Origin of the sequence: Enterococcus camelliae, assembly GCF_042685105.1 — a bacterium.
GTDB lineage: Bacteria > Bacillota > Bacilli > Lactobacillales > Enterococcaceae > Enterococcus_G > Enterococcus_G camelliae.
On sequence record NZ_JBHUMO010000033.1, the window covers coordinates 62,213 to 76,725 of the forward strand.

At 35.9% G+C, this 14,513-nt stretch carries 21 protein-coding genes and 3 pseudogenes; 20 read left to right on the forward strand and 4 right to left on the reverse strand.

Annotated elements, in window-relative coordinates:
* Nucleotides 1-202, reverse strand: a pseudogene (locus ACFSR0_RS04755) (ISL3 family transposase); the annotation flags it as partial.
* Between the two features lie 133 nt (nt 203-335).
* Here ACFSR0_RS04755 and ACFSR0_RS04760 point away from each other — a divergent pair.
* From ACFSR0_RS04760 to ACFSR0_RS04835, 16 genes are all read left to right on the forward strand, one after another.
* Complete coding sequence (locus ACFSR0_RS04760) at nt 336-470, forward strand: DUF6508 domain-containing protein (protein ID WP_379980432.1); 135 nt, start codon at nt 336-338, stop codon at nt 468-470.
* Between the two features lie 175 nt (nt 471-645).
* Nucleotides 646-1,464, forward strand: coding sequence for a hypothetical protein (locus ACFSR0_RS04765; protein ID WP_379980434.1), 819 nt, complete (start codon nt 646-648; stop codon nt 1,462-1,464).
* A gap of 247 nt (nt 1,465-1,711) precedes the next feature.
* Complete coding sequence (locus ACFSR0_RS04770) at nt 1,712-2,878, forward strand: PDDEXK-like family protein (protein ID WP_379980436.1); 1,167 nt, start codon at nt 1,712-1,714, stop codon at nt 2,876-2,878.
* Nucleotides 2,879-2,914: 36 nt separating this feature from the next.
* Nucleotides 2,915-3,049 (forward strand): hypothetical protein, encoded by a 135-nt coding sequence (locus tag ACFSR0_RS04775; RefSeq protein WP_379980438.1) that lies wholly within the window; start codon nt 2,915-2,917, stop codon nt 3,047-3,049.
* 39 nt (nt 3,050-3,088) lie between these two features.
* Entirely contained in the window at nt 3,089-3,373 is a 285-nt protein-coding gene (locus ACFSR0_RS04780) for a hypothetical protein (protein ID WP_379980516.1), read from the forward strand.
* Nucleotides 3,374-3,442: 69 nt separating this feature from the next.
* Nucleotides 3,443-3,919 (forward strand): type II toxin-antitoxin system antitoxin PezA, encoded by a 477-nt coding sequence (gene pezA / locus ACFSR0_RS04785; protein ID WP_379980440.1) that lies wholly within the window; start codon nt 3,443-3,445, stop codon nt 3,917-3,919.
* Nucleotides 3,919-4,707, forward strand: coding sequence for a type II toxin-antitoxin system toxin PezT (gene pezT, locus ACFSR0_RS04790; RefSeq protein WP_379980442.1), 789 nt, complete (start codon nt 3,919-3,921; stop codon nt 4,705-4,707). The genes pezA and pezT overlap by 1 nt, the downstream gene beginning before the upstream one ends.
* Nucleotides 4,697-4,909, forward strand: coding sequence for an AAA family ATPase (locus ACFSR0_RS04795; protein ID WP_016174968.1), 213 nt, complete (start codon nt 4,697-4,699; stop codon nt 4,907-4,909). Before pezT ends, ACFSR0_RS04795 begins: the two co-directional genes overlap by 11 nt.
* 221 nt (nt 4,910-5,130) lie before the next feature.
* Complete coding sequence (locus ACFSR0_RS04800; protein WP_379980445.1) at nt 5,131-5,880, forward strand: Crp/Fnr family transcriptional regulator; 750 nt, start codon at nt 5,131-5,133, stop codon at nt 5,878-5,880.
* Nucleotides 5,881-6,044: 164 nt separating this feature from the next.
* Nucleotides 6,045-6,347 carry an iron-sulfur cluster repair di-iron protein, ric gene (locus tag ACFSR0_RS04805; protein ID WP_379980447.1) on the forward strand — a complete coding sequence of 101 codons (303 nt, stop codon included), beginning with the start codon at nt 6,045-6,047 and terminating at the stop codon, nt 6,345-6,347.
* A gap of 51 nt (nt 6,348-6,398) precedes the next feature.
* A complete protein-coding gene (locus ACFSR0_RS04810) occupies nt 6,399-8,246 on the forward strand; it encodes a heavy metal translocating P-type ATPase (RefSeq protein WP_379980449.1) in 1,848 nt (615 codons plus the stop codon).
* A gap of 95 nt (nt 8,247-8,341) precedes the next feature.
* Complete coding sequence (locus ACFSR0_RS04815) at nt 8,342-8,575, forward strand: heavy-metal-associated domain-containing protein (RefSeq protein WP_012658662.1); 234 nt, start codon at nt 8,342-8,344, stop codon at nt 8,573-8,575.
* Between the two features lie 128 nt (nt 8,576-8,703).
* The gene (locus ACFSR0_RS04820; protein WP_379980452.1) at nt 8,704-8,943 is read left to right on the forward strand and encodes a hypothetical protein; all 240 of its coding nucleotides are present in this window, start codon (nt 8,704-8,706) and stop codon (nt 8,941-8,943) included.
* A 7-nt stretch (nt 8,944-8,950) separates the two neighbouring features.
* Nucleotides 8,951-9,115 (forward strand): hypothetical protein, encoded by a 165-nt coding sequence (locus ACFSR0_RS04825; protein ID WP_379980454.1) that lies wholly within the window; start codon nt 8,951-8,953, stop codon nt 9,113-9,115.
* Between the two features lie 31 nt (nt 9,116-9,146).
* A complete protein-coding gene (locus tag ACFSR0_RS04830; RefSeq protein ID WP_379980456.1) occupies nt 9,147-9,446 on the forward strand; it encodes a GrpB family protein in 300 nt (99 codons plus the stop codon).
* Between the two features lie 44 nt (nt 9,447-9,490).
* Nucleotides 9,491-9,985, forward strand: coding sequence for an AAA family ATPase (locus tag ACFSR0_RS04835; protein ID WP_379980458.1), 495 nt, complete (start codon nt 9,491-9,493; stop codon nt 9,983-9,985).
* Between the two features lie 558 nt (nt 9,986-10,543).
* Here ACFSR0_RS04835 and ACFSR0_RS04840 read toward each other — a convergent pair.
* The 3 genes and pseudogenes from ACFSR0_RS04840 to ACFSR0_RS04850 form a co-directional block, all read right to left on the reverse strand.
* Nucleotides 10,544-10,756 (reverse strand): annotated as a pseudogene (locus ACFSR0_RS04840) (transposase); the annotation flags it as partial.
* Nucleotides 10,750-11,019, reverse strand: a pseudogene (locus tag ACFSR0_RS04845) (N-6 DNA methylase); the annotation flags it as partial. The pseudogenes ACFSR0_RS04845 and ACFSR0_RS04840, both read right to left, overlap by 7 nt.
* A 33-nt stretch (nt 11,020-11,052) precedes the next feature.
* Nucleotides 11,053-11,265 (reverse strand): hypothetical protein, encoded by a 213-nt coding sequence (locus ACFSR0_RS04850; protein WP_379980460.1) that lies wholly within the window; start codon nt 11,263-11,265, stop codon nt 11,053-11,055.
* Between the two features lie 95 nt (nt 11,266-11,360).
* On the opposite strand from ACFSR0_RS04850, the gene ACFSR0_RS04855 reads away from it, so the two are divergent.
* The 4 genes from ACFSR0_RS04855 (at nt 11,361) to ACFSR0_RS04870 (ending at nt 14,468) form a co-directional block, all read left to right on the forward strand.
* Nucleotides 11,361-11,549, forward strand: coding sequence for a hypothetical protein (locus ACFSR0_RS04855; protein WP_379980524.1), 189 nt, complete (start codon nt 11,361-11,363; stop codon nt 11,547-11,549).
* A gap of 45 nt (nt 11,550-11,594) precedes the next feature.
* The gene (locus ACFSR0_RS04860; protein WP_379980518.1) at nt 11,595-12,017 is read left to right on the forward strand and encodes an organic hydroperoxide resistance protein; all 423 of its coding nucleotides are present in this window, start codon (nt 11,595-11,597) and stop codon (nt 12,015-12,017) included.
* 24 nt (nt 12,018-12,041) lie between these two features.
* On the forward strand, nt 12,042-12,989 hold the full coding sequence (locus tag ACFSR0_RS04865) for an NADP-dependent oxidoreductase (protein WP_379980462.1): 948 nt from the start codon (nt 12,042-12,044) through the stop codon (nt 12,987-12,989).
* Nucleotides 12,990-13,133: 144 nt separating this feature from the next.
* Nucleotides 13,134-14,468, forward strand: coding sequence for a PucR family transcriptional regulator (locus ACFSR0_RS04870; protein WP_379980464.1), 1,335 nt, complete (start codon nt 13,134-13,136; stop codon nt 14,466-14,468).
* Nucleotides 14,469-14,513: the final 45 nt, after the last annotated feature.

Below are 14,513 nucleotides of genomic sequence, written 5' to 3' on the forward strand. Positions count from 1 at the left end.
TAGAATCAAATCCACAACATTCGCAACGATGCGCTTCTCCGGTTAATAAGCCGGTAAATACATTGGCCATACGGCCATGAACGCGCTCTTTACTAATGGCATCTTTCGAAAAGGTAATATGGGAATCTTTGATATTCAAGATTTGTTTGATAGAATGACTTGTCTTTTCATCCGTACATTTGATATTCTTAGTTATGGACATTTGGTTATCCTCCTATGATTTTTTTTTGCCGATTTAATTATAGGACAACCAGATGTCTTTTTGTTATAAAAAAATATTTGGCGTCACTACTCAGTCTGAGTAACAACACCAAATATTATAGAACCTTTCAAGTTTGAATGCACAGTGTGTGCTTGCGCTTATTATGGGTGCTGTTAGAGCAGAACGCTTTTGCGATGGTGCATTACTAGATTTCTTTAAAAGTGGCTGCATATTGAAGTGGCTTGAAAGATTAAACAGTATTGAGTAAAGGAGGTTTGACTTTGGATATTAATAAAATGAAAGCTCTACCGTATGATTAGCTGCGTGCATTATATAAGAACTTTCTACATAGCCAAAACATTTCACAATTAACAATTAATACTGCTTACACGGATACCTTCTACCTTTGGAGGAAAGGAAGCAAAGACATTTTCTGGAATGCAGTGACTAATAATGATTTTGAGAATTCAGCAAAAGACAAGTTAATAAAGGCTCTTTCTGATAACTCGACTGGTAACGCTAAATCACTTGTTAATAGTTACTTGTCTCATCTAAGAAGGTTCCGCCTATTCTTAGCTTCTGATGGAATTGTCGAGCCATCTGCGCCTACGCAGGAAAAGTATGCTTACCGTGCATATACTCGTAAAAAGAAAATGGACATTGACGTTCCTAATCCATCAGTCGACCAGGTTGAGATTTATCTTACAAAGTGGGACGGCCTTGAGAACTACCACCTGCAAGAGGATGCACTTAATAAACTGTTCTTTGAGCTATGCCCGAAGAATACAGACGTCATCGATGTTTTATTAAAGGCTTCAACGCTTAATGATTTTTATAGTACTAACATTTTCTCAATCTATCCAGTGGCCAAGCATATATGCGGTCTGGATATTGATGTGAGGCTTATGGCCGGTGATGTTACCCTGGTTAGAGATATCCAATATGTAACTATCGGTGATACAGAGAAGAATTTTTACTCCTTTGCCTCAAAGTATTGTAGCCATCACAATCCACTCGATTATCCGATTTATGATAGTTACGTCGATGAGGTACTTCGGTATTTTAGAAATCGTGATAACTTCTCAGATTTTCAAGATGGCGATTTGAAAGACTATGTTAAATTCAAAGGTATACTGATAGATTTCCGTGCCTTCTATGGCTTAGATAAATATAACTTGAAGCAAATCGACCAGTATGTCTGGCAGCTTGGAAAGGATTACTTCCCAAAGAACTACGGAAAGAAAAAACAAACGAAAATATAGGAGAAGATATCATGGCTAATTTTTTGGAAGAGTTTCAGGCTCATAATAGCGCAGTAAGACAGGAAATGATAGATGAAGAGGCTACTATTGTATAGGAAGAAAATATTGTTAAGGCTGCAGCAGCTTTGTTCGAGGCAAAGATAAAAGAAGATAAAATCAAAGATTTGCTTTCTAAATATTGGAATCTAAGACCAAGCAATGCTGCACGATTTCTTTATAATGCAAAAGATATATTTGGAGGAACAAAATGACAAATAATGAAGAGAAGGCATTGAAGGATTTCTTATTAGACATTGAATGTCTAAAACAATTAGATGAATGGACTGATGATTTTAACCTATTTGATGTATTAAGAATTACCAATATGGAAATTCGCCATAGTAATATTTTGGCATGGATTTTCGATCCAAATGAGAATCATGGTTTGGGGGATTCTTTTATCAAGTCTTTTGTCACTAAGGTTGTTAGTAAGTGTGACCATAATAAACATAATGCATTTGATTTGCTACTGCAGGATTTTTATACTTATCAGGTATATAGGGAATCAAATCACATGGATATTGTTCTTGTATCTCGCGAAGAAAAGACAGCAGTTATTATCGAGAACAAGATTTGGTCGAGCGAATCGTCTCATCAGTTAAATGATTATTTAGAGAAAAGTAAAACAGAGTATAAAGATTATAATATTTTGTATGTATTTCTTACTCCTTATGGGAGAGAAGCAAGTGACCCAGATAATTGGATAGCATTCTCATATGGGGAAATAATCGAATCCTTAAAAAATTCTATAAAAGGGATAAATCTTCGTGATGAGGTTTCGCTAGTGATACAGAATTATATTGATATAGTGAGGAAGAACATTATGAAAGAAAAAGATGAGAAGTTAATTGGAATTTGTAATGAGATTTATAACAAGCACAGAACAGCACTACGGTTAATTTTTGAAAATGTTAATATTAATAACTCTATAGAGCATGAAATTATCTGTGAGACACTTAGAGAACTTAATGATAATGGGCAGATTATTTTTAAGGATGAGAATAAGTGGCAGTTTTTCACAAAAGCAATGGACGAATATCTTCCGGCATTAGAAACTACAAATAGTTCATGGGGTACAAACTGGGTTTACTATTATTGGTTTGAAAAGTATGAGGATAAGTTGATCATCCATTTTGAACTTGGTGGGTGGAACCTTACTGATGAATTAACTAAGAGGAGCAATCTATTAATTGAAGCCTCCAAAAAGAAGGTAGATGAATATCGGTATAAAAGACTTTACTATAAATCTGCAAAACTTACCCAGGATGATTACGAAGAAAGCTTAAAAAATGCTACGAAATCCTTAATAAAGAGTGCTCTTGAAAACGAGAAGAAATTGCTTTCTGCGGTTAAGGAAATAGATTCTGAGTCATAAAAATATGTTTGAGGGTAGGAAACGGAGGAATATGATTTGAATGAACAACAATTCAAAAAGCTGTTGATTGATATGGTATCTATGGGAGATTATGCTTGTAAAGATGAATTATTGCCTTTGTTGAAAATAATAAATATAAAGTTTGAAAAAAACAGCAGGCTTTGCATATAGTGGAGTTTGGAATCAACGTAAGGAGTGGATAGGCTATCCATTCTTTCAAAAGAAAAACAGAACCAGGATCAATTTAAACGACTGATTCATCGACTGTCGGAGATGTCAGATATTGAACTAACTAAAGTAGAGAAACTCCTAGATGTGTTTTTTGATCCAGATTTCAAGCCTGATAGGAGAGTTGAAATATCTCAAAGCGTTATAACCGATGAGGAACAAAGTCTTGATAAGTCAATCCAGGAAGCGAAAAATAAACTGAATACTGAGCAGTTTGAGAAGCGAATAGAGCAGTTTAAGCAATCGAAGAAACCTAAAAACGGATAACGCACCATATTTGGTGCGTTATCCGTTTTTTATGGTATAATGAAATTAAATATGAGGAGGTCTTTATCTATGATTGGAGACAATATCAAATCACTACGCCATACACACGATTTAACACAACCAGAATTTGCGAAAATGGTCGGGATTTCACGCAATAGCCTGAGTCGTTATGAAAATGGGACCAGTACGGTTTCAACAGAGCTTATCGACCGTATTTGTCAGAAATTTAATGTCTCTTATATCGATATTGTAGGGGAGGACAAGATGTTAACACCTGTTGAAGATTATCAACTGACTTTAAAAGTAGAAGTGATAAAAGAACGTGGAGCAGCCATTTTATCGCAGCTCTATCGATATCAAGATAGTCAGGATATTGCTTTTGATGATGAAGCCAACCCTTGGATTCTCATGAGTGATGATTTGGCTGAATTAATCAATACGCAAATTTATTTAGTTGACACCTTCGATGAAATTGAGCGTTACAATGGCTATTTAGACGGTATAGAGCGAATGTTAGACATGGTGCATCATCGGGTGGTGGCTTAATGAGATTGGAAGAATTTAGTGAGGAAGAGTTTCAGAAGGCCTTGCAGCGAACCATTCGGGCCTTAACCCGAGGAAAGACGATTCCGGGTCAACCGAAAGCTATCTTGCTTGGTGGACAAAGCGGGGCAGGTAAGACAACGATACATCGTATCAAGCAGAAGGAATTTCAAGGTAATATCATTATCATCGATGGTGACAGCTACCGTTCTCAGCATCCCAATTACTTAGCCCTGCAAGAAAAGTATGGCAAGGACAGCGTGGACTATACCAAGGGATTTGCAGGAAAAATGGTAGAACAGTTGGTTGATGAACTCAGCACGCAAGGCTATCATTTGCTGATTGAAGGGACTTTGCGTACCACTCAAGTTCCTCGTCAGACTGCTCAATTATTAGCTTCTAAAGGTTACCAAGTTTCTTTAGCTGTAATTGGTACCAAACCAGAGCTTTCTTATCTCAGCACCTTGATTCGTTACGAAGAACTTTATGCCATCGATCCCAATCAGGCCAGAGCAACACCAAAAGAACAACACGATGGGATTGTTGAGAACTTGGTTGATAACTTGAGGGAGTTAGAAAGTGAGAAACTCTTTGAACAAATTCAAATTTACCAAAGAGATAGGGCTTGTATCTATGATTCTGAAACTGATAAAGATTCCGCAGCAGAAGTTCTTCAAGACTGCCTCTTCGGAGAATGGAGTAAGGTCGAGGAGGAGATGTTGAAGTTAGGTCGGGAACGGTTAGTTAAACTGAATAATAAGAATTTGCTGGAGAGTAACTATGGAATTTAAAAAGTTAGTAATTGAAAACTTTCGTAATTTTAGTTCTATTGAAATTGACTTATCAAATAAAAATGTGATATTCGGGATGAACGATTCGGGAAAAACAAATCTTTTATTTGCAATAAGATATTTGTTAGATAGAAGTATCAGAAATAAAGGTTTTATTAAATCAGATTATCATAAACATGATATTAGTAAACTGTTGATATAGATGATTCAATCAATCAAAAGTTTATTGAGATATCAAACCGACAAGCATCATTCAATAATATGAGTACAGATGAAAAACTTGCAGAGATAGCAGATTTAATAGAAAGTTTATTAAAGAAGAACGGTAAGTTTCTTACACTTGATTATTCTACGACTTGTTTTGATTATATACTTGGAAATAAATAAACAAGTCCCAAAATAAGTTATGAAAGGGGTATCTGAATGTCGAAAAAGGATTCCAAACAAGATATCAGGAAAAATTCTCATAATACTTCCTCACACATTCATCATCACAGATATGAGTCAGATTCACAGGCTTCATGTATTAGTGTTGTACCAATCTTTAATCATCTAGAAGCAGCGCAGATGGAAGAAATTATGAAAGTCATGAAGTCAATTTCATATAAAAAAGGTGAAGTGCTTTATCGAGAAGGAGATACATCTAATGTTTTATATGTTGTAAGTAAGGGTAAAATTAGAATCTACCGTTTATCTGAGTCTGGAAAAGAGCAATTATTGAGAATTTTAAATCCAGGAGATTTTACAGGAGAATTAGCTTTGTTTCGTGAATCAATCCATGAAGCGTATGCAGAAGCAATGATTGATACCGATGTATGTATGATTAGTAAAAATGACTTACAAGAATTTTTATTAAAGTACCCTACGATATCTTTGAAGATCTTAGCTGAGTTTTCTAACCGACTAGAAACATCAGAAAAACAAACAACTAGATTTGTCACCGAGAAAGTGGAGGCTAGATTATCGTTGTTTCTTGCAGAGTGTACAGATGGCGGAGATAGTCCAGTAGAAATTGAATTACCGATGAGTAAAAAGGATTTAGCCTCTTATTTAGGAACGACACCAGAAACGATAAGTAGAACGTTGGCTGATTTTGAAGATGCAGGTTATATAAAGCAAAAAAGAAACAGAAGGATTGAGATTTTAGATTTAGATGGTTTGTTGCTGATATAGCAGATAATCTTAAAATAAAAATAGAACAGTTGGCATTAAGTTAAAAATGCCAACTGTTCTATTTTTCTGCGTAAAAAGAACAAACTTGATGTAGATCAAGTTAATACCTTTTAATCCCTTATATAATGTAATCAACCCAAAGAAAAAAGAAAGAAGGAAAAAACATGTCAAAAAAATTAGATTTTAATCAAGTCAAGGAAACACATTTAAAAACATTAGCACAGTATGTACCACTTGTAGCACGAGTTCATGGCGGCAATCATCCAGAATTTCACCAAGTTCGTGAAGTATATGAAAAGCTTGCAAAAAAAGTAAAAGATGCAGGAGTGGAAAAACCTGACTTAGTAGATGAATTTGTAAAGTTACGTGAAATTACAGACAATTATACAGTTCCAGATGATGTTTGTGAAAGCTATGAAGCAGTCTATAACATGTTAGCAGAATTAGATAAAGCATATGAATCATAAAAGAAACAAGTGATACAATTAATAAAAATCATAATAGGAAGGAGTATGTATATGCAAAAATTAATTTTAGGAAGAAAGAATCATATTACAATAGTAAGTGCAATTTTAATAATAATTGCATATGTTAGTAAATTAGGATTTCAAAACGAACCTATAGCCATATGGTCACTAATAATTGCCTCTGTTTTAGGAGTTATACCGATTGCCATCCAAGCGTATCAAGCACTCAGAGTTAAAGTAGTCAGTATTGATGTGTTAGTGACCATTGCAGTCATTGGCGCGTTTCTAATTAGAAATTATGAGGAGTCAGCAATTGTTACTTTTTTATTTCTATTTGGAGCTTATCTAGAACAAAGAACACTGAATAAAACACGTTCTGCCATAAAAGAATTAACTGAAATGGCGCCTGAAGTTGCTCTAAAGCAACTGAAAAATGGTGAATTTGAAGAAGTCGCAATAGAAGAGGTTGATGTAGGTGATATTTTACTTGTTAAAACGGGTGCAAAAATTCCTGTTGACGGGACAGTTTTAACAGGAGAAGGGCACATTAATGAAGCAAGTATCACAGGGGAAGCCGTTCCAGTAAGCAAAAAGAAAGATTCAGGAGTATATGCGGGAACAATTTTAGAAAATGGAACACTGCAAATCACTGCTGACCGTGTAGGTGAAGACACTACTTTTGGTAAAATCATTGAGTTAGTGGAAGAAGCGCAGGATTCAAAATCAGAGGCAGAACGCTTTATAGATAGATTCTCTAAATATTATACACCGGCTGTTTTAGTTCTCTCTTTTATTGTATGGCTCATTTCAAGGGATATTCAACTGGCAATTACGATATTAGTTTTAGGATGCCCAGGAGCATTAGTAATCGGTGTTCCCGTTTCAAATGTTGCGGGTATTGGTAATGGAGCACGTCATGGTATTCTTCTAAAAGGTAGCGAGGTTATTAATGATTTTAGCAAACTAGATACCATGGTATTTGACAAAACGGGAACATTGACAATAGGAAATCCTAGAGTAGCTGATAAAGAAATTTATGCAGATAATGTAGATGACGTATTCGCTTATCTGTCAAGTGTTGAAAAGGAATCCAATCATCCATTAGCAAAAGCAGTTGTGGAATATATTGGAGATATAGAACCATTTAGAGTTGAAAAAACAGAGGTTGTAAAAGGCGGAGGAATTGTAGCACATGTAGAAGGCCATAGAGTTGCGATCGGAAATGTTGCACTGATGAAGAAAGAAAATGTACATTTAAGTGAGAAGGTTCACGCAGATATTGCTAGATTTGAGGAAAATGGAAATTCATTAGTTTTAACATCAGTTGATGGTGAATTAAAGGTATTGTTAGGAATTCGTGATCAAATTCGTCCAGGTGTAAAAGAAAATCTTCAGAAGTTGAAAAAACTTGGTGTTAAAAATCTAGTCGTTATTTCAGGTGATAATCAAGGAACTGTTGATTTAGTGGCGCGTGAACTAGGTTTTACAGAGGCCCGCGGGCACATGTTGCCGGAAGATAAATCAGCATATATAAAAGTACTGCAAGAAAGAGGTCAAATTGTTGCATTTGTTGGGGACGGAGTAAATGATAGTCCTTCACTAGCTCTAGCACAAATTGGAATTGCCATGGGAGGCGGAACAGATGTAGCCATAGAAACGTCAGATGTTGTTTTAATGAATTCAGATTTTAGTCTCTTGCCACATGCACTAGGTTTAACAAAAGCGACAGCTAATAACATGCGACAAAATATTTTTATTGCAGTTGGAGTTGTATTAGTCCTGCTAGCTAGCGTATTTTTTAGTGACTGGATGAATATGTCAATCGGAATGTTAGTACACGAAGCAAGCATATTAGTGGTCATTTTAAATGGTATGAGGTTGCTACGCTACAAACTATGAAAATAAACAACAAATTAGGCTGTTGATGCAAATCAATTTAATGATGATAATAATTGAGTATAATAAAATCGATATAAACTAAAGGAGAGAAGAAAATGCAAAAAGCAACGATTCAATTAGAAACATTAACATGTCCGTCTTGTATGCAAAAAATAGAGAATGGTGTGAAATCTTTGGACGGGGTAAGTAAAGAGAGTTTAAAAGTACTATTTAATTCAAGCAAGGTGAGGGTGGAATTTGACGATGAAAAAGTATCTATAAAAGACATTGAACATGTTATCGACAAATTAGGTTATGAAGTATTAAAATCTCAGGTCAAAAATATTTAAGTAACGAACCACTTAAGTTTATATGGGAGATAGTGTTTGGGAAGCATTTTTTCCTAATAACTGTATTAGAGGAGCTATGTAATAAAACCATACTTTGACTGATATGTTCTCACATACGAATTCCCTCTGTGGATATGTTTCCACAGAGGGAATTTTCGATAAAAGCATTTGAGCCAATATTTCTTGACAGCTATGAACTTGTCTCAAAACATGTTAAGACAATTGTTCTTTTGTCCCAACAAAAACCTAGTGATAAGATTGAGGTAAACTTGGATTTAGATGAGTTCGATGCGACAAGTGAAGAGATGAAAGCAACTTATAATGAAATTCAGCAGTATGTGCTGAAAGAAACTGGACTGATGGTGTAGTTTAGTTATGAAAAATAAGGAAGGAATAGAACTGGTAATTGAATATGCCAAGGAAAATGCACAGGTTGTGTCTGATGAACCGGAAGATGAAGGATATTTGGTGAGATCGGAAAGAGAAGAGCCAGTAAATTATGTGTCTTATGTCTTGAAACCAGATACTGTTGGTTGTTAAGGATTCTGCTGATGAGTCATCCTACGTTCCAGTGTTGGAAGCGGCTGGATATGTGCTACAGATTCGAGAACCTGACTGGTTTGAGCATCGTTTGTTTAAAGGACCGGATACCGATATTAATCTGCACGTGTTCAGTTTGGGCACATCAGAGATTGATAGAATGTTACGCTTCCGTGATTGGTTGCGGACTAATGATACTGATCGGGACAAATATGCACAAGTCAAACGAAGCTTGGCAAAGAATAAATGGAGGCATGTCCAGCACTATGCGAATGCTAAAACATTAATAGTACAGGAAATCATGAAAAGAGCGAATAGTAATAATGCTTAAGGAGAGTGTCATGTTTTCTTGGTTTGTTATAGGAGGTTATATCAATGAAAAATACAGTAGATAACTTGTCGAAAAGTAAAGTTATTTTAATGTGCGGCCCTGCGGGAGCAGGTAAAACAACACTAGCAAAAAAATTTGAAAGTACTGGGATGACAATACTATCTTATGATGAAGAATCATTCAAACGAGGTTTGAATGAACATCCTTTACCTCAGGAGGTTTTAGAAGATATTAAAACCTATCTTGATGAAAAACTAATTTCACTTATCATGCAAAACATTGATATTGTTCTCGATTATTCATTTTGGTCTAGAGAAATGAGAAATGAATATATTTCATTATTAAAGAAATACGACATAGAACCCAAAATCTATTATATAAAGACACCTAAGGAAGTTGTTATGGAACGTATTCGAAAAAGAAACGGAAATCATCAAAATGATATCATATTGACGGAGCAAACAGCTTCCACTTATTATGATCATTTTCAACCCCCAACTGCTGAAGAAGGTGAAGTTATAGTAGTCGAGGGATATTAATATTGTGGTTTTAGGCATGGAAATTGTACTAGATGATAAGTTTTGTCAAATTTTTTGAAAGATATAATTCCAACAAGGGGATACCAGCTTCAGGTGATATCATTATTGTCATCTCAGAGCAGGGGGTAGTATTGATTCAGCCGGAAGAATAAGTGGCGATGCAATGAAGACGATGAATGCATTATTGAAATTGCAGGAAAAAAACTTACTGAAATATGTTATGTTTATTCTTTTGACAACTCTACTCAATCATGATTATGCAATTAGACACGTTATTTTTTATCATGAATGGATATGTTCCCGTCTACCGATAGTGCTAAAAACGCAGTGGATATGTTTCCGAGAACGAACATACTCAAATGACATTCATTCTGTCCTCTAAAGCCACGTTGAGAGTGTAGGACTGCTGACAAGAGTTGAGAAATAGAGGCCAGAAATTTCTTGAAGTGGCGGTATTTGGTATCTTTTAGAGAGCTGAAACTTGACTCTTTGTCAATTGCTGTTATTTTGCTCAAATCGTATGTTAGGAAATGCTTCGGCATTTCCTTTTTTGCGTTATTAAATGATTTCACATATGTTCTGTTGAATCAGGACACGCATCCGGAGATGACGAAAAGTCCGAAATCCAAAAGCAATTCTTTTGATTACTTTGAGGAGGTTATTCTTTCCCTCCAATTTTCCGTTTGAATAGGGATATTTTAAGGAGTTTATGATGGCTTCTGTGTGCTTTTTCAGATAACAAATTTCCTTTTTAAACCCATTATTCAAGGAATAATGTCCCCTTGAATGGCATGATCTAAAGATGCAACAAAACCATTCAGGATCAAATACAACTTCAACATTTTATTTGAACGCTGAGAAATATCCTGAGCGAAGATTGTAGATTTATGTTCACCGATTTGGTGACTCAGGGCCATCAAGAGTGTTCCAGTACATGCAGAAGGGTCATAACATTTGATATTATGCAAATCGGGGTTATCTCCAACGAGAAGTCGAGCCATTATTGTAGCGATTCCATGAGGTGTATAATATTCTGCATATTTACCACAATCGACCGTGTTGTAGTCTTAAATCAGATATTCAAAGATTGCCGCAAAGAAGTCATAGTTTTCCGTGAAAACTCCCTCGAAAGAGAAGTTAACCAGCTTATCGACTAAAGCTCTTGCGAAAGGTGCACGTTCGGCAGTATCTGTAACATAAACAGTCAAATTTTCAAATCGTGGAATCTTTATGTTTTGAGTTGAGAAGATATCGATATTTTTTTCGGCAAAATCAATCATTGTTACATCAAAGATTAAGTCGAAATATCCCTTTTATTGCTGATTACATAAGTTAGCTATTAAATGTTGTGGTTTGGGACGTGGAATGTCAGGAGATGATTCATCAAAAAGATCTAGGCGATCAACTTCAAACATTTCTTCATAAGATTGATGGTACGATTGCGACTATTATGGCACTTGATAGAGCGATTCGCTTTGGGAATGATAATGGAGCAAGTGTCTATGATGTAGGGGGTGTTTATGGCAGAATAAAAGTACACACGGTTCAGCGCAAAAGCGCATAGTCCCGCAAATCCCTTAAGCTATAATAAAAAGCCATTGCGGACAACCTGAAATTCCTCAAAAAAATTTATTCAACAAAAATGATTAATACTGGCGGACGTAACGGAGAGGTTCATTCTCCAGATCATAGTTTCCAAATGGCAATTGTTCCTCCTGGTCGACGCGTTGAAGGTGCCACCAATCCTGAACAACTATTTGCTGCTGGCTATAGTGCTTGTTTCAATAGTGCTTTAGATTATGTAAAACAACAAGCGCAAGTAGACGGAAAATCAACCATTGAGTTAACGGTTTCTGTCTATAATTTAAGCCAAACTGATTTACCAGATGTACAATTAGGTGTTGAAATTGAAGGACACATTGAAGGAATTTCATTAGAAGAAAGCCAAAAATTACTGGAACTTGCTCATCAAACATGTCCTTATTCCCGAGCAACAAGAGGGAATATTGAAGTAATTTTGAAAGCAATATAATATTTTTGAAAGGAAGGAAAAGACGTGACAAGTACAAAAGCAATTGTCATCAATCAATATGGTGGCAAAGAGAATTTAGTTGAAGAAGATGTGTTACTACCAGAGTTACAAGCACATCAGGTATTGGTAAAAGTTAAGGCTACCTCAGTGAATCCTATTGACTGGAAGTTAAGGGAAGGTTATTTGAAACAAATGATGCCTTGGGAGTTTCCAATTATTTTAGGTTGGGATGTTGCCGGTGTTATCGAGGAAGTTGGGGCAGATGTTGCTGACTGGAAAATAGGCGATCGTATCGTAGCGAGACCTGATACGACTCGTTTTGGAACCTATGCAGAGTATACGATTGTAGATGACCACCTTTTAGCAGCATTACCTGAAGAGATTTCATTTAAGGACGCAGGTGCCTTACCTCTAGCTGGATTGACTGCGTATCAAGCGTTGTTTACTCATGGAAAATTAGAAAGTGGTCAAAAAGTTCTGATTCATGCGGGTGCTGGTGGCGTAGGAAGTTATGCAATTCAATTAGCTAAAAATGCAGGTGCGTATGTTTATACGACAGCCAGCCAAAAAAATCATGAACTACTGAAACGCTTAGGAGCAGATGAAGTCATTGATTATCACACGACTGATTTTGAGACGACACTAAATGAAATCGACTTAGTCATTGATACCATGGGAGGAGAAGTTCAACGAAAAAGTTTAAGCGTTTTGAAACCTCATGGACGACTCATTAGTATTGTATCCATTGAAAATCCAGAACTTGCGCAAGAAAAACAAATTGAAGCTAAAGCAATTTGGTTAGAACCCAATGGGCAACAATTAGCGATTTTGGTTAACTTAATGGCTGAAAAGAAATTGGTTAGTGTCATTGGTGCTGAATTTCCATTAACCCAAGCAGGTGTTTTTGCTGCACATGAATTAAGTGAAACGCACCATGCAGTGGGAAAAATTGTTCTCGTAACAGGAAAGTAATAGAACTGATAAAGGCTCTGTCATTCCATTTGGAAAGACAGAGCCTTCGTTTAAATGATTGGTAACATTGAAATTAGCAGGGATACGTTATCTAATTGATTGTGATATAATGAACTATAAGGAAAAGTGGAGAGGAAGGTCACCATGGAAGAGCTCATTCAAAAAAAAGCTGCCCTATTGGATTTGTACGTGAGTAGTCATTCCGTTGAAGAGTTTTTGTCGCATAGTTCACGAATTTTGAACAATCCCCTGATTATATTGGATGTTTCCTACAAAATTTTAGCTCATTCAGATGAGCATTTGATATCTGATGCTTATTGGAAAAATTACGTTGCACAAGGCTTTTGCTCGTTCGAATACGTGTTAAAAGCCAAACAGTTAGAGCCTGTACCTGATACCCAAGAAAACTCGTATTTTTTTCCTTGCCACGTTTGCAAGGACACAAAGTTAGTCATGACGTTAAAAAGTCAAGAAACGCAAATTGGGTATCTTATTATGTTAGATTCGCAGCATTCATTATCGGAACTGGATCAAGAGTTGTTTGAGATTCTTGGAAAGATGTTAGTCGAACGATTAGGTGGAAAAAATTCGAGGAGATGGTCTTCAAAAAATTCAGAGCTCGTTTTTTTAGATTTGTTAGCTGGAATGATTCACTCAAATGGCGAGCTTGCGGATAGATTAGAGGATAAAACATTAATCAAAATGGACTATTGGCGTGTTCTGGTTTGCGATTTATCACATCAAAAATTTACTGATCGCAATTATCCAGATCCGTGGAAAGAAATTCAAAAACGATTGCAAGCAACGTTGCATGCACAATTTTCGGCTTATTTTGAAGACAAGCTTGTGTTTCTTTACGCAGAAGAACAATATACAGAGCATCGTGGGCGACTGATTGAGTTTGCGAAGACTTACGATTTGAATATAGGGGTTAGTTCATCATTTTCAAATTTAATGCTCACAAGCGATTCTTATCAAGAGGCATACAAATGTGTCGAACTTGCTGATTTTCTCTTACCCAATAAAGTGTTAGTTGAATTTTACGAGGTTCAATTGTATACACTTTTGCCAGATATTTCAATTGATCAAGCGTTTCAAAAGTATACCCATCCAGTTTTGAAACGACTCTTAGAATATGATTTGGTGAATAAAGCCGATTTATTTGGGACACTTTATGCTTATTTACTTCAACATGAAAATATAAATCAAACGGCCATTTGTCTGTCTTTGCATCGAAATACGGTACGCTACAAATTAAAACGTGCGGTTGAAATAGGTGAGTTTTCTTTGGATAGTTCAATTTCATTGGCTCAAGTTTTGCTTTCGTATCAAATTCTTTCCTATTATTGCTTGAGTGCCCGAAATGAAGCGACTCATTCAGAAAATCAATTGCTTGAGATTAGCAAAGCGGCCTTTTTTCGAAACGTAGAAACAAACTGTGCAGCGTGTACAATCCAATCATGTGAATTTAGACACTAATACATAGTTTTACCTCTTTTTACCATGTTAAACTAACTACGTGAA

Bases quoted from the DNA above. Each gene is read 5' to 3' on its own strand.
- ACFSR0_RS04770 (WP_379980436.1), top strand. From the start codon at position 1,712: ATGACAAATAATGAAGAGAAGGCATTGAAGGATTTCTTATTAGACATT.
- pezA (WP_379980440.1), top strand. From the start codon at position 3,443: ATGATTGGAGACAATATCAAATCACTACGCCATACACACGATTTAACA.
- pezT (WP_379980442.1), top strand. From the start codon at position 3,919: ATGAGATTGGAAGAATTTAGTGAGGAAGAGTTTCAGAAGGCCTTGCAG.
- ACFSR0_RS04795 (WP_016174968.1), top strand. From the start codon at position 4,697: ATGGAATTTAAAAAGTTAGTAATTGAAAACTTTCGTAATTTTAGTTCT.
- ACFSR0_RS04800 (WP_379980445.1), top strand. From the start codon at position 5,131: ATGTCGAAAAAGGATTCCAAACAAGATATCAGGAAAAATTCTCATAAT.
- ACFSR0_RS04805 (WP_379980447.1), top strand. From the start codon at position 6,045: ATGTCAAAAAAATTAGATTTTAATCAAGTCAAGGAAACACATTTAAAA.
- ACFSR0_RS04810 (WP_379980449.1), top strand. From the start codon at position 6,399: ATGCAAAAATTAATTTTAGGAAGAAAGAATCATATTACAATAGTAAGT.
- ACFSR0_RS04815 (WP_012658662.1), top strand. From the start codon at position 8,342: ATGCAAAAAGCAACGATTCAATTAGAAACATTAACATGTCCGTCTTGT.
- ACFSR0_RS04825 (WP_379980454.1), top strand. From the start codon at position 8,951: ATGAAAAATAAGGAAGGAATAGAACTGGTAATTGAATATGCCAAGGAA.
- ACFSR0_RS04835 (WP_379980458.1), top strand. From the start codon at position 9,491: ATGAAAAATACAGTAGATAACTTGTCGAAAAGTAAAGTTATTTTAATG.
- ACFSR0_RS04850 (WP_379980460.1), bottom strand. From the start codon at position 11,265: ATGATTGATTTTGCCGAAAAAAATATCGATATCTTCTCAACTCAAAAC.
- ACFSR0_RS04855 (WP_379980524.1), top strand. From the start codon at position 11,361: ATGATTCATCAAAAAGATCTAGGCGATCAACTTCAAACATTTCTTCAT.
- ACFSR0_RS04870 (WP_379980464.1), top strand. From the start codon at position 13,134: ATGGAAGAGCTCATTCAAAAAAAAGCTGCCCTATTGGATTTGTACGTG.